Source organism: Cognatundibacterium rugosum, assembly GCF_014284365.1.
Lineage (GTDB): Bacteria > Pseudomonadota > Gammaproteobacteria > Burkholderiales > Burkholderiaceae_D > Undibacterium > Undibacterium rugosum.
Window position 1 is genome coordinate 296934 of sequence record NZ_JACOGG010000003.1, and the last position, 14282, is coordinate 311215.

At 51.9% G+C, this 14282-nt stretch carries 9 protein-coding genes; 5 read left to right on the plus strand and 4 right to left on the minus strand.

The features are described 5' to 3' along the window. The first annotated feature begins 55 nt into the window (after window positions 1–55). Window positions 56–1204 (plus strand): FIST signal transduction protein, encoded by a 1149-nt coding sequence (locus H8K47_RS04525; protein ID WP_186880223.1) that lies wholly within the window; start codon window positions 56–58, stop codon window positions 1202–1204. Further along, the gene (locus H8K47_RS04530; RefSeq protein WP_186880224.1) at window positions 1204–4770 is read left to right on the plus strand and encodes a response regulator; all 3567 of its coding nucleotides are present in this window, start codon (window positions 1204–1206) and stop codon (window positions 4768–4770) included. The genes H8K47_RS04525 and H8K47_RS04530 overlap by 1 nt, the downstream gene beginning before the upstream one ends. Window positions 4771–4791: 21 nt before the next feature. On the opposite strand, the gene H8K47_RS04535 is transcribed toward H8K47_RS04530, so the two are convergent. After that, window positions 4792–5841: a YeiH family protein gene (locus H8K47_RS04535; protein ID WP_186880225.1), complete on the minus strand. Its 1050-nt coding sequence runs from the start codon at window positions 5839–5841 to the stop codon at window positions 4792–4794. A 107-nt stretch (window positions 5842–5948) separates the two neighbouring features. Here H8K47_RS04535 and H8K47_RS04540 point away from each other — a divergent pair, with 107 nt between their 5' ends. Beyond that, window positions 5949–6896, plus strand: coding sequence for a LysR family transcriptional regulator (locus H8K47_RS04540; protein WP_230410145.1), 948 nt, complete (start codon window positions 5949–5951; stop codon window positions 6894–6896). A 6-nt stretch (window positions 6897–6902) separates the two neighbouring features. Here the strand turns inward: H8K47_RS04540 and H8K47_RS04545 are convergent, their stop codons facing one another. From H8K47_RS04545 to metG, 3 genes are all read right to left on the minus strand, one after another. Then, complete coding sequence (locus H8K47_RS04545; protein ID WP_408057817.1) at window positions 6903–8693, minus strand: aminopeptidase P family protein; 1791 nt, start codon at window positions 8691–8693, stop codon at window positions 6903–6905. Window positions 8694–8756: 63 nt separating this feature from the next. Next, on the minus strand, window positions 8757–9236 hold the full coding sequence (locus tag H8K47_RS04550; RefSeq protein ID WP_186880227.1) for a GNAT family N-acetyltransferase: 480 nt from the start codon (window positions 9234–9236) through the stop codon (window positions 8757–8759). A gap of 5 nt (window positions 9237–9241) precedes the next feature. Beyond that, complete coding sequence (metG, locus tag H8K47_RS04555) at window positions 9242–11314, minus strand: methionine--tRNA ligase (protein WP_186880228.1); 2073 nt, start codon at window positions 11312–11314, stop codon at window positions 9242–9244. Between the two features lie 373 nt (window positions 11315–11687). Between metG and H8K47_RS04560 the strand changes: the two genes are divergently transcribed. Further along, window positions 11688–13511: a sensor histidine kinase gene (locus H8K47_RS04560; protein WP_186880229.1), complete on the plus strand. Its 1824-nt coding sequence runs from the start codon at window positions 11688–11690 to the stop codon at window positions 13509–13511. After that, window positions 13511–14143: a response regulator transcription factor gene (locus H8K47_RS04565; protein ID WP_186880230.1), complete on the plus strand. Its 633-nt coding sequence runs from the start codon at window positions 13511–13513 to the stop codon at window positions 14141–14143. Before H8K47_RS04560 ends, H8K47_RS04565 begins: the two co-directional genes overlap by 1 nt. Window positions 14144–14282: the final 139 nt, after the last annotated feature.

The window sequence follows — 14282 nt, forward strand, 5'->3', positions numbered from 1 at the left end:
GCAATGACAGCACGCAGGAAGCGCAGACAGTCTCGTCTAATGACATGAGGTTACGATGAAAATTGCTCAGGAAATTTTGTATGGTACACCCGGGACGGAATGGAAGCTGGATGCTGTTTCCGCCATATCGCCGCAATTGGTATTGGTCTTTGCATCGATTTCCCATTTTGAAAATCCAGACTTTTTAGCTCACTTAAGGCGCTTGCTGCCGGATGCGCAATTACTGGGATGCTCGACCGCTGGTGAAATTTCTGCTCAGGGTGTCAGTACGCAAACTGTGGTGGTGACAGGGATACGTTTTAACAGCGCGCAGTTTCAGATTGTTAGCGCGACTTTATCCGGTATGGAATATAGTGAGCAGGCGGGCCGTACTTTGGCCGCCCAGCTGAGTCGGGACGGTTTGCGTGCCGTCAGCGTATTCGGACAAGGCGTCGGTATCAACGGCAGTGCCCTGATCGATGGCATCGTCGCAGAGCTGGGGCAGGCATTGCCTGTGACGGGTGGCCTAGCGGGTGATAACGGCAGTTTTTCGCGTACCTATACATTAGGTCCGGCCGGTGTCTCAGATAACCAAGTCGTCGCCTTAGGCCTGTATGGAAAAAATCTGACGTTCACGCATGGCAGTTATGGGGGTTGGCGTCCTTTTGGTCCTGTGCGTAAGGTGACACGTTGTGAGGACAATATACTGTACGAACTGGACGGAGCACCTGCACTCGACATTTATAAAAAATATCTGGGTGATTACGCGGCTGATTTACCCGGTTCAGGTTTGTTATTTCCATTTGAAATGCTGAGCCATCTGCGCGAATCATTGGGGCAAATACGCACTATATTGGGTATCAATGAGCAGGATGGCAGTCTGATATTAGCTGGTTCGATTAATCCTGACGGTTATTTGCGACTCATGCATGCGCAAACCAATGAGCTGGTCGATGGTGCAGAAACGGCCGCCAGTGCTGCCTTACCAAAAGACGCACCAGAAACTGGTCAGGCGCTGGCGATGTTGGTCAGCTGTGTCGGCAGGAAACTGGTGATGGGGGGCCGGGTGGATGAGGAGGTGGAGGTCGTGCAGGATCTGATGGGGTCGCAAACAGTGATATGCGGTTTTTACTCCAACGGCGAGATTTGTCCCGGCTATCAATTGCAAGTTTGTAGTCTGCATAATCAAACCATGACCATTAGCTATATGGCTGAAGATATGTGATGACACATAAGCTCACTCAGCGCCAATACAAACGCTTGTTGGGCATTGCGGATGAGGCGCAGTTGCAGCAACTGCTGCAAGAATTTGAAACCCTGGCGGCAACGACGGATTGTCCGCCCCTGGCAGCGCGTGCATTGCGCGGATTCCGACAGTTTTTTACGCAGGTAGACGAAGCCTATGTGCAGTCGGATCGTGATCTGGATTTGGGGAAACGCAGTCTGGAGCTGAGCTCCCAGGAGCTGGGGCAGGCAAATGAAACCCTGCGTGTCGATGCCGATCAGCGCCGTCAGTTACTGAATACCTTGCGCCAGACTGCCAATGATGCACTGGGTCAGCTAGGGCGACAACTCAGCGATGATGATGCGAGTCTGGAAGGCTTATCGCAGCAATTGTCTATCCTGGTGAATGAATTGCTGACCACCCGCAATGAGTTGCAGGAAGCGATGGCCGACCTGGGTAAACAGCAATTCGCACTGGATCAGCATGCGATTGTCAGCATTACCGATACTAAAGGCACGCTGATTTACGCGAATGAAAAATTCTGTACCATCAGTCAATATAGTCCGCAGGAGTTGTTGGGAAAAAATCACCGTATCGTTAATTCTGGCCTGCATAGCAAGGACTTTTTTCAGGCGATGTGGTCGACCATTTTGTCTGGCAAAGTCTGGCACGGCCAAATCCGGAATGTCGCGAAAGATGGTAGCTTTTACTGGACCAATGCGACCATCGTACCTTTGCTGGATGAAGATCAGCAGCCATATCAGTTTATTTCCATCCGCACTGACGTGACAGAAGAATTTGCATTGCGCGAAAAGATAGAGTCCAGCCAGGCATTGCTGCAGAATGTGATGAATACTCTGGGTGAGGGGGTCTATACCGTTGACGCAGAGGGGCTCTGTACCTTCATTAATCCTGAAGCGCAGAATATCTTGGGATGGCAGCTGAACGATATTGTAGGGCAAAAGCTGGATGCGTTGCTGCAGCCGGTCGCGGCGGAGGGTGATGCTGGCACCGCACTTGCTGCTCAAATCAGTTTGCATCTCGCAGCTGGAAAAGTCTTCCGTTCTGATCTGACTTTTTTACGGCATAAAACAGGTAAAACCTTTCCCGCCGCGATCGTGATATCACCGATTTTTGAGGAAGGAAAAATTGTTGGTGCGGTCGGCGCTTTCCAGAATATCTCTGCACGTCTGGCGACAGATCAGGCTTTGCGTGAAAGCGAAATGAAGCAACGCATGTTGCTTGACAACGCGGCCGACGCTGTTTTCGTTGCAGGTGCGGATGAGAAGTGTACTTACGCTAATGATCTGGTGCTGAGCTTACTTGGGTATCGTCGTGAAGAGTTGATCGGCAGCTCCATTCATGATTTGTTTGTGGATGAGCGCGCTGACCCAACTGAGCTGAAATTTATGCGCCAGCTCATGCAAAGTCAGCGTTTGCGGGCAGAAGTCAGGCTTGTCACCAAACAGGAACATACCGTGCCGGTTGAGCTGAACGCAGCGTTGTTACCGGATGGCAGTATTTATTGTTCTTGCCGCGATATCACCGAACGTCTCGAATTTGAATCTGCACTGATCAAAGCCAAAGATGGTGCCGAAGCGGCTAACAAAGCCAAGAGTCAGTTCCTCGCGACCATGAGTCACGAGATACGCACACCCATGAATGGCATTATAGGAATGACAGAGCTGGCGCTGGACACGCCTTTGCAACCGCAACAGCGCGAATATCTGGAACTGGTGAAGCTGTCTTCCGATGCGTTGCTGGCGATTATTAACGACATACTCGATTTTTCCAAAATCGAATCTGAAAAAATCACTTTGGAAAAAATCGATTTCCCTATTCGCGACTTGCTCGCCTCATCGCTCAAGGCGCTGGCGGTGAAAGCAAATGAGAAAAAACTGGAACTGGTGTATCAGATAGATCCGGCTATCCCTGACATACTGATTGGGGATCCTGGCAGGATCAGGCAGATTGTGACCAATTTGGTGGGTAATGCGATCAAATTCAGTGAGGCGGGCGAGGTGGTGCTGGAAGTTCGCCTGGTCGCCAGTCATGATAACCAGGTCGACTTGTTTTTCGCCGTGAGGGATCATGGCATCGGTATTCCACACGACAAACAAGCCAGTATTTTTCAGGCCTTCAGTCAGGCAGATGCTTCGACGACACGCAAATATGGGGGGACTGGTTTAGGTCTGACCATCTCCTCGCGCCTGGTACAACGTATGCATGGGAAGCTGGAAGTGCAGAGCGAACCCGGTAAGGGTAGCAGCTTCTTTTTTACATTGTGTCTGGGGGTGGGGATCGGTACAGAGACCATGCTGGCGCCTGCCAGTCTGCATGGTTTGCGCGTGTTAATCGTCGATGACAATGCCATTAACCGACACTTCTTTGAAGATACCCTGATTGCCTGGGGTATGCGGCCTCAGTCAGCAGAAAATGCAGAAGAAGCGCTGCGGCAACTGGATGTCGCAGCAGAGCAGCAGCATCCTTTTGAGCTGGTCTTGCTTGATATCTGTATGCCGGAAACGGGCGGTTTTGAACTGGCAGAGCAATTGCGCCATGCAGATGGCAGTTATGAGCAGAAGATCATCATGTTGTCTTCTGCAGGCGCATACGAACACGCCTGCCGCTGTCGCGAGGTCGGGATACATGATTATGTGAGTAAGCCGGTCAGTCAGTCCGAACTGTTTCATGCCATTTCCGCCGTGATGTCAGGTATAGACAGGCACGTGTTACCGTCGCCTTCAGTGACGGAACCCGATATCAGGCCACTGCAGCCCTTAAAGATTTTGGTAGTGGAGGATAATTCGGTCAATCAGAAACTGGTGATCTCCCTGTTAGAGAAGTGGGGTCATGCCAGTACCACCGCTGAAAATGGACTGGTGGCGATAGAGCAGATTTCGCATCAACTATTTGACCTGGTGTTGATGGATATGCAGATGCCTTTGATGGGGGGCATCGAAGCGACGACGTATATCCGCCAACTGGAGCGTGATGCAAAACGGCAGAATCGCATTCCTATTATCGCCATGACAGCGAATGCGATGCCTGGTGACTGGGAAAGATGCCTGGAAGCCGGCATGGACCACTATTTGAGCAAACCGATCAAGGCAGCCTCACTCAAGGAACTGCTGGATCAATATCAATTACAAGTATTTCAAGGAACGATGATGACAAATTCCAGGCTGCAGTCTGAGATTAAGGCAGCAGAGGCCGGCGATTTCTCAGGCTATGATTATCAAACGGCATTGCTGCGCGCTGACCGTGAAATTGTGCAGATCATAGCTCATTCCTTTTTACAGACTTGCCAGCAACAGGTAGAGGAAATGCGCACGGCCATCGCAACTCTGGATGCTGAGCTGTTGCACAGAGCTGCACATACGTTGAAAGGTTTGGTCGCGAATTTTTGCGCCGAACCGCCTGAGACAATTGCGTACGCGCTGGAGCAAAAAGGAAAACTGGGGGATTTTAGTCAGACGCCTGAGCTGTTCCGTCAGTTTGTGACTGAGCTGGAAAAAATGAATCAGGCTTTGCGTCAGTTTATGGCTGACACACCACCTGAATGAGGGAGAGTTCAGGCTGGGTGATTACAAGATCAGCTGACTGATAAGCAGGCCACCCAGTATCAGCCAGCACCAGATGCTGCCTGCCAGCAACAGCGGTTTCCAGCCGGCTTTGCGCAAACTGGCGAGACGGGTGCTGAATCCGAGTGCGAACATCGCGGCTGACAGCAGGATCTGGTCCAGCTGTGCGAACAACTGGCGCAGCGCGGAGGGTAGGCTCAGCGCGGACTGCATCAGGATGACCACGACAAACAGGATGGCAAACCAGGGGATGCTCACATCGGCCAGACTGTGGCGCCAGCCCGCACTGCCAGCCGTACTGGTTTGCCGTGCAGGGTTGACCAACCATGCCAGCAAACACAAGACCGGTGCGAGCAGCATGACTCGCATCATCTTAGTCACGATAGCGACATCTGCGATTTGTGCTGTCATGGCTTTGCCCGCGACCACTACTTGCGCGACTTCATGCAGTGTGGCACCGGTATAAATGCCGATGCCAGCAGGTGTCAGACCTGACCAGCTCAGCAGCAGTTCCGACTGAAAGAATAAGGGATACAGCAGCATACTGCAGGTGCCAAAAAATACCACACCCGAAATCGCAATACCTGTATCTTCTTCTTTGCTGCGCAATACCGGCGCCGCAGCCAGTATCGCCGCTGCACCACAAATGGCGCTGCCGGCACCGATCAGCAGAGTGAGCTCACGCGGCAAGCGGAACACACGGCTTCCCAGGAACGCAGCCAGCCACAGCGTGCTGATCAGCATGAGCAGATCGACCAGTAAGCCGGGAAGGCCGACATTGCCGATGTCGTGCAGGCTTAAACGTAAGCCATACAGTACGATGCCAGCGCGCAGCAACTGCTGTTTGCTGAATTGTAGTCCCGCTTCCCAGTGATGGGCGCGGCTGGCTGCCAGCGGTAAATTCCCCAGTATTAAGCCCAGTAATATCGCCAGTGTCAGGCTACCCAGTCCCCAGCTTTGCAAAGGCGCACTTTGCGCCAGCATCAGGCTAACTGCCGCCATCAGCAGACTCAGCAGTAAGCCGCTGGCATGGGTTTGTATCATTTTTCGCATATCAAGCTCTAAAAACGAGGTGTTTTGTTCACAAACATCATATAGAAAACTATAAAATTAATAAAACAAATTAATTTGCTTTTATTAAGCTGAAAAAGGGGTTGATAATGCACTTAAGCCTGCGTCAGTTACAGGTATTTCTGGGAATTGCAGAAATGGGCACGACCAGTGCCGCTGGACAGAAAATCGCTCTTTCACAATCCGCCACCAGTGCTGCTTTAAACGAATTGGAAGCTGCCTTGCAGGTGCAATTGTTTGACCGGGTTGGTAAGGGGTTGCTGTTGAATGAGAACGGCAGGTTACTGTTACCACAGGCGCATCTGGTGCTGGATGCGGTGCGCTCGATGGAGGCGCAGTTTGCGCAACCCGACGCTGCGTGGCCGGGCTTGCGCATCGCGGCCAGTACCACTATCGGGAATTATTACTTACCTGATTTGTTCGCGCATTTGCAATCTACCGTGGCAACCAACAAGGCATCTGGCTTGCCATCTCTGTTCATAGGAAATACCAGCGATGTGGTACAGCGTATAGAAAATTACGAGGCAGATATAGGCTTTATTGAAGGGGAATGTCATCAGGCTGGTATTGTGGTCGAGCCCTGGCTGCAAGAACAGCTGATTCTGGTCTGCCATCCGCAACACGCGCTGGCACAAGCAGCCGGGCAGCGTTGCTCGGTATCTGACTTACAGAAAGAAGCCTGGCTATTGCGTGAAGCCGGTTCCGGCACGCGTGAAACCGTGGAGCAGTATTTGTCGCAGCAGTTGCAAGCTTTCCGCTGTGCCGGTGAATTGGGGAATTCTGAGGCAATCAAGTATGCCGTTGCGGCTGGCCTGGGATTAAGTTGCCTGTCAGTGGCTGTGGTGCAGGAGTTGCTAGCGGCTGGGCGCTTAATCCAGCTGCATCCCGAATTCGCGCCTTGTGAACGGCGTTTTTCACTGATTTATCAGGCGCATAAATCAGCTTCGGCGCAGCTTGCACATTTTTTACAGCTGGTACGTCGCTGGCCATCCGTAACGCAGACTGCGGCACCAGGCGAAGCCGGTGCCGCAACCTGAATCAGCTTAGATCGCTTGTGTCGCCTGACGCAGCCAGTCGCTGGCAGCACCAGAAACACGTGGCGACAGGCGCTGCCACACTTGCTGATGATACTGATTGAGCCATTGCCGCTCTTCATGGTTGAGCAATTCTGGCAGGATGCAGCGTACATCGATAGGGCACAAAGTCAGGGTTTCAAATTGTAGGAAATCCCCGAATTCATTGGCTTCTGCCGCGACATTCAGCAACAGGTTTTCTATGCGTACGCCCCATTTTCCTGGCCGGTAAATGCCAGGCTCATTCGAGGTGATCATGCCTTCCTGCATCGCCATATGTGCTTCAGGTATTGTGCCCGAAATGTTTTGCGGGCCTTCATGTACGTTCAGAAAATAGCCCACTCCATGACCGGTGCCATGGCCGAAATTGATATTCTCAACCCACAGCGGCGCACGTGCCAGGCTGTCCAGCATAGGCGACAGCGTGCCGCGTGGGAAATGCGCGCGCGACAGATTGATCATGCCTTTCAGTACCAGGGTGAAATCACGTTTTTGTGCATCAGATACGCTGCCTATCGCTACTACGCGTGTGATATCGGTGGTGCCGTTCAGGTATTGGCCACCAGAGTCGATCAGCAGCAAGCCGTCGCCCCGAATCGTCGCATGTGAAGCTGGTGTGGCACGGTAATGCGGCATCGCGCCATTGGCATTGAACCCGGCGATCGTACCGAAACTGGGTGAGATAAAATGCGGCTGGCGTGCACGCGCCGCACAAATCTGCTCATCTATCGTCAGTTCCGTAATCGTCTCCTGATTGTTCAGGGCCTGCTCCAGCCAACTGAAAAATTCGCACAGGGCGGCGCCATCCTGCTCCATCGCCTCGCGTACAAACTGTGCTTCAGCCGCTGTTTTGCGTGATTTGCCGAACACGGATGGATTGATCGCTTCAATCACATTGCAGCTGGCAGCTATCGCTTGTCGGAAACCAAAAGTAATGCGGCGCGGATCGATCAGTACCCGGCTGCCTGCTGGCAACTGGTGTAAGGCGCTGGATGCTTCTGCATAGTCGCGCAAATGGATGTGTTCTGTACGCAGTTTTTCTGCCAAGTCTGCGGGAACTTTGCCAGCTGCAATAAACAACTGCACCTGGTCCTGGCTGATCAGTGCATGTGCTACGAACACCGGGTTGTAACTCACATCGGCACCACGCAGATTGAGTATCCAGGCCAGATCATCGACGGTGGACACAAAATGGTGGTCAGCACCCAGCTTGTGCATATCCGCGCGCAGTTGCGCCAGTTTGTCTGTCCGGCTGACTGCTGCAAACGGTGCCTGATGTTCAAAAACCGCCGCGTCTGGCAGACCTGGACGCTCAGACCAGACTTGTTCCAGCAAATCGGTATCGGTTTTCAGGCTGATGCCTTGCGCTGCCAGGCTGTGTTGTAAATGGCGTGCTGTGGCCAGGGCCAGCACCATGCCATCGGCTGCGACGATCTGACCTGCCTTCAGATGTTGTGCCAGCCAGTCTATGTGCAGCGTTGCGGCGGCAGACATGGTTTTCATGATGCTGATGCCTGTTCCTGCTAATTCCTGCTCGGCCTGACTCCAGTAGCGGCTGTCTACCCACAGTCCGGAAAAATCATGGGTGACCACCAGATTACCTACCGAACCGGTAAAGCCGGAAAAATAACTGCGGCCTTGCCAGCGGTCTGGCAAATATTCAGATAAATGAGGATCGGCAGAGGGAATCAGGCAGGCGTCGATCTGCTGCTGTTGCATCGTCAGGCGCAGCGCCTGCAAGCGTTCAGGAATCGTATTCATTGGCATAGCTGTTGGCATCAGAGTGAGGAAAGTGCTGTGGCTGAGCGCCTGCTATCAACGCGCTCAGTTTCTTAAAAAACGCCGCATCACATTGGGTTTGGGTTCATTTGGATTCGCATGTGCGTAATCAAGTTCCGGGGCCAGCTCAAATTCATAGGCGGCATACAGATCAAGCAGTCTGGGCTGGTCGGTGCGTACACCCAGTCGCAGCTCTTCCACGCCTGCGGTTTGGGCTGCCAGAATAACGGCTTCCAGCAAATGCTGAGAAAGCGCCTGACCGCGAAAGGCCGGTAAGATGCCCATACGACGCATTTCCCAGATGCCGGCATCCATATCGACCGGTAGCCAGCGCACTGAGCCTGCCGGTTCATCGCTGATATACAGAATGAACCCGCCACCTTGCAGCAACTCCTGCTGCACTTGCTCAGTCGCCTCGCGGTGCCCGCTCGACGTCGGCGCCACTTTATCCGCCCAACAGCTCCGGGTCAGATGCGCGATCAATTGCGCATCGTCGGGGCTGGCTTCACGTATCACCAGTTCCATACAGGTCAGCCAACCCGCATACCAGGCTGGGCACCTGGCCACGGTTCCAGAATGTACAGGCCAGGATTATTCTTTTCATCCGCGGCGGAGGCAGCCAGCACCATGCCCTCGGACATGCCGAATTTCATTTTACGTGGCGCCAGATTCGCAACCATGACTGTCAGCTTGCCAATCAGCTGTTCTGGCTGATAAGCGGATTTGATACCGGAAAACACATTGCGGGTGCGGCCTTCACCGACATCCAGCGTTAAGCGCAGTAATTTGTCGGAGCCTTCTACGTGCTCGCAATTGACGATTTTCGCAATCCGCAAATCGATTTTGGCGAAGTCAGCAATGTTGATTTCTACGGCAACCGGTTCAATCTCACTGGCAGCGGTTGAGGCACCTTCGCCGGACTCAGCTGCAGCGGGCGTTGTAGCTGCAGTTGGTGCATCAAACAACTGGTCAAAAATCTTAGGATCAACGCGTTGCATCAAATGTGCGTAAGGATGGATAGTATGCAGATGTGGCAGCGGAGTCGCAACATCTGACCATTGCAATGCAGCGATGTTTAACTGTGCTTCGACCTGGCTCGCCAGTTGAGGCAAGACCGGTTTCAGGAAAATGGTCAGGATGCGGAAGGCTTCCAACAGACGGCTACAGACTTCCTGCAATTTGGCGTCGTTTTCCGGTTTCTTCGCTAATTCCCAAGGTTTGTTGGCATCCACATAGGCATTTACCAGGTCGGCCTGCTCCATGGCCAGGCGCAGTGCCTTGCCATATTCACGGGCTTCAAACAAGGCTTGAATCTCAGGTGCAGCTTGACGCAGATTGCCCAGGAAGGCATCGTCTGGCGTTGCCCAGTCGGTGCTGATGACACCGTTGAAGCGCTTGGTGATAAAGCCCGCAGCGCGCGAAGCGATGTTGATGTATTTGCCGATCAGATCAGAATTGACGCGGGCGACAAAATCATCCGGATTCAGATCCAGATCTTCCACCTTCGCGTTCAGTTTGGCCGCAAAGTAGTAGCGCAGCCATTCCGGATTCATGCCTATGTCCAGATAGCGTAAAGGCGAAATGCCAGTGCCGCGTGACTTGGACATTTTTTCGCCGGATACCGTGACAAAGCCGTGTGCATACACATTGTCCGGTGTTTTGTAGCCGGAGAACTTCAACATCGCAGGCCAGAACAGCGTATGGAAATAGGTGATGTCTTTACCGATAAAGTGTATTTGTTCGGTGCTCGGGTCCGCCATGAAAGCATCGAAATCACGTCCGGTTTTGCCGAAATAATTTTTCAATGAAGCCAGATAACCGACTGGCGCATCCAGCCATACATAGAAGTACTTGCCCGGCTGATCAGGAATTTCAATCCCAAAATACGGTGCATCGCGGCTGATATCCCAGTCGCCCAGTCCATCTTCGCCTTCCAGCCATTCACGGCATTTGTTCGCTACTTCGGATTGCAGGCGATTGTCTTGTAAGGCCCAGTTGCGCAGGAATTCCACGCATTGTTGGTCAGATAATTTGAAGAAGAAATGTTCTGAGGATTTCATGACCGGTGTCGCGCCGGTCAGTACGGAATACGGATTGACAACTTCGGTCGGTGCATACACGGCACTACAGACTTCGCAGGAATCGCCATACTGATCCTTAGCGCCACATTTCGGACATTCGCCTTTGATGTAGCGGTCCGGCAGGAACATATTTTTTACCGGATCATAAAACTGTTCTATGGTTTTGCTGGTGATGAAGCCCGCCGCTTTTAATTTACGGTAAATATCCTGCGATAACGCATGGTTTTCTTCGCCGTCGGTCGAGTGCCAGTTGTCAAACTGGATATGAAAACCATCCAGATATTGCTTGCGGCCAGCCGCAATACCGGCAACAAAAGCCTGAGGCGTGAGGCCTGCTTTTTCTGCCGCAATCATGATCGGTGCGCCGTGTGCATCATCGGCACCGACGAAATGCACTTCGTTACCCGACATTCGCTGATGGCGTACCCAGATATCAGCCTGGATGTATTCCATGATGTGACCGAGGTGGAAAGGCGCGTTAGCGTAGGGGAGGGCGGTAGTAACGAACAGCTTACGGGTCATGTTGATGCACTTTTGAATGTAAGGAACAAGGGCGATATTCTAACAGCGAATAGCGGGCTTTTTTCGCGCAGTCACAGAATTAGGCATTGCTTCTGTTGATATTTAAATGTCGCTTTTGCAGGGGGGGATTAAAAACCAGCCCAGTCTGGGTGGCTTAGGCGCACACGCCGATGGAGTGAAAACAACAGCTGTTTTGCCTGGCTCTGCAAAATCCCTGATAATGCCTGACCATAATTTCCCAATAGAAATTATTTATCATCATTAATGTGCAGTTAAGAATGAATTTTCTTTTCAGTAACATTCATTTCTGGTGGGACTGTTCAGCGCGTATTGCGCAGCGGCACTCACCAGAGCTTCATTATTTTGCCTGCTCATGAAAAAAATCTTGTTGTTTTTGCTCTTTGTTCTGTCCAGTCTGGCTGTATCAGTGCAGGCGCAGTCGGTGGAGGGGAAACGGGTTTTGTTATTGAGTCCGGACATGGGTTCCAGTGCTTCCCTGCAGGAATTCTATGGCAGCTTAAAAGCGGAGCTGCGCAAAACCGGGCCGGTCACGATTTTTCATGAAAATCTGGATATTTCTCAGTTTCCACAAGAAACGTATAAACAAAACCTGAGTAAGTGGCTCAAGGAAAAGTACCGCGTGCAGAATCCTGACCTGATCCTGGTGTTTGGTCAGCAGTCCCTGCGCTATTTACTGCAGCATGAAAAAAATCTGTGGCCTGGTACACCGGTCGTGTTTGCGTTGACCAGCGATATTGATGTGGTACAGATGAATCTGCCCCCTAATTTTACCGGCAAAGTATTGCGGGCAAATTTCTCGAATGTGGTCGGTGTCGTCAAAACTTTATTTCCACAAGCCCAGCAGCTTGCTTTGATTGGGAATGCACCCGGTCCGGATACGAATAAAACCTTTTTGCCTTCGCGTTTGAGCGGCATGGCCGATAATCTGCGTGTGCAGGATCTGCGCGGCCAGTCTGTTGATGCGGTCAAGGACGCGCTGAGTAATTTGCCGCCGGATGCTGTGGTCTACCAAGGTTTGCTGGCAGCTGACCTTGCTACCGGGCGCTCTTCTGGCAGCGAATTTTTGGCGCAGGTAATTAAATCGTCTATGCGTCCTGTGCTGGTTGATGATGCAGCGGTACTCGGAACAGGGCCGCTGGCAGCGCTGAGCTTTGCCTATGCTGAGCAAGGCAGGGAAACGGCTGAACTGGCGTCCTCTGTTTTGGCTGGCAAACCTTTACGCCAGGAGATACTCAGTTCCGGATTTACACCGCTGCTCGATAAAAATCAACTGCTACGCTGGCAGGTACAGCCCGGACAATATCCAAGTGGCAGTGAGCTGCGTTTTTATACACCCACCGTATGGGAGGCCTATCGCTGGCAACTCATCTTTACCTTTGCTTTGGTACTGGTATTGCTGATCGCGGTGGTGGTGTTGATCATAGAGCGACGCTTACATGCGCACGCAGTCGATGCCTCACGTCAGGTGCTGGGGCAAATTACCCAGATGAACCGTAAGATGACGGCCTCAATTTATAACGAAGCAATCGGCCATGAACTGATGCAGCCACTGGCTGCAATTTTGAGCAATGTCGAGGCGGCGCAGATTTTCCTCAAACGCGACCCTCCTTCACTCGATTTGGTACAGGAAACACTGCAGAACATCCGGCGGGATAATTTGCGGGCTGACGAGCTGATTAAAAATATGCAGGGTTTGCTGACTAAATCGGATACAGAGCTGGTGCCGGTGGAAGTGAACTGGCTGGTGCGTAAAGTGCTGCATTTCTTGTCAATAGAAGCCAAAGTGCGGCGCATCAGCATCAAAGAAAAGCTGGCTGCGGACGGCATGATCGTCTCTCTCAATATCGTGCAGATGCAGCAGGTATTGGTGAATCTGCTGCTCAACAGTATGGACGCGATAGACCGAAAAAAAGGGCGTGAACGCAGTATCACAGTGGAGACCATGTTGTATGGAACCGATCATGTCAGAATTTCGATTCTGGATAGCGGTACCGGCTTTGACGAGGGGGTGGAGCGGGTCTTTGAATCTTTTTTCACCACTAAGCCGGAAGGTGTGGGTCTGGGACTATGGATCAGTGCTTCTATCGTGCAGGCGCACGGTGGCCATATTTGGGCGGAAAACCGCTTAAATGGCGGCATTATGCGTTTCAAGCTGCCGTTGGTCAGGAGTGAATAATGCAAGTCAGTTTGCCGCCTATCGTACATGTAGTTGACGATGATTCTTCTGTGCGCTCGGCGCTCGGTATCTTGTTGCAAGCTTGTGGCTTTCGGGTATTTACCTACGAGTCGGGCTCCCATTTTTTTCAGGCAGATTTGCCTGCTGAAGTCAGTTGCATTTTGCTGGATGTGAATATGCCTGGCCTGAGCGGTCTGGAAGTACAGGAATTTTTGAATAAGCGGCAATGTCCGATCCCGGTGATTTTCCTGACTGCTTATGGCGACATTTCCATGAGTGTGCGTGCCATTAAGGCAGGTGCTGAGGATTTTTTAAGTAAACCGGTACAAAAAGAAAATTTGCTCAAAGCAGTCAATGCTGCCCATCAGCGTTACGAAGAAGCGCATCAGTCCAGGGTGCAGCTGGATGATTTGCGCTACCGTTATTCGCTGCTCACCGAGCGCGAGCTAGAGGTATTTCACCTGGTAGTGCGTGGCAAACTCAATAAACAAATCGCCTATGAACTTGGCAATTCCGAGCGCACCATCAAAGCTCAGCGCAGCAGTGTGATGGAAAAAATGCAGGTCGAAACGCTGGCTGAGCTGGTGCTGCGTGCAACTCAGCTGGGCGTATTTGATCTCGATAAAACCTGAACAGGAATCATGTATTCAGTTCTCTTTGCGATCACGGCAAAAAAAAGCGTTTTTGCACCAAAGTACGATAGACCGGGTACTTAGGTCTGCCTACACTGGCGCTTTTTGAAACTGGGCCTTGTCTCATAGGCGTATATAT

Coding starts and splice junctions, on each gene's coding strand:
- metG (WP_186880228.1), bottom strand. CDS start 11,314: ATGACCCGTAAGCTGTTCGTTACTACCGCCCTCCCCTACGCTAACGCG.
- H8K47_RS04545 (WP_408057817.1), bottom strand. CDS start 8,693: ATGAATACGATTCCTGAACGCTTGCAGGCGCTGCGCCTGACGATGCAA.
- H8K47_RS04535 (WP_186880225.1), bottom strand. CDS start 5,841: ATGCGAAAAATGATACAAACCCATGCCAGCGGCTTACTGCTGAGTCTG.
- H8K47_RS04525 (WP_186880223.1), top strand. CDS start 56: ATGAAAATTGCTCAGGAAATTTTGTATGGTACACCCGGGACGGAATGG.
- H8K47_RS04565 (WP_186880230.1), top strand. CDS start 13,511: ATGCAAGTCAGTTTGCCGCCTATCGTACATGTAGTTGACGATGATTCT.
- H8K47_RS04560 (WP_186880229.1), top strand. CDS start 11,688: ATGAAAAAAATCTTGTTGTTTTTGCTCTTTGTTCTGTCCAGTCTGGCT.
- H8K47_RS04540 (WP_230410145.1), top strand. CDS start 5,949: ATGCACTTAAGCCTGCGTCAGTTACAGGTATTTCTGGGAATTGCAGAA.
- H8K47_RS04530 (WP_186880224.1), top strand. CDS start 1,204: ATGACACATAAGCTCACTCAGCGCCAATACAAACGCTTGTTGGGCATT.
- H8K47_RS04550 (WP_186880227.1), bottom strand. CDS start 9,236: ATGGAACTGGTGATACGTGAAGCCAGCCCCGACGATGCGCAATTGATC.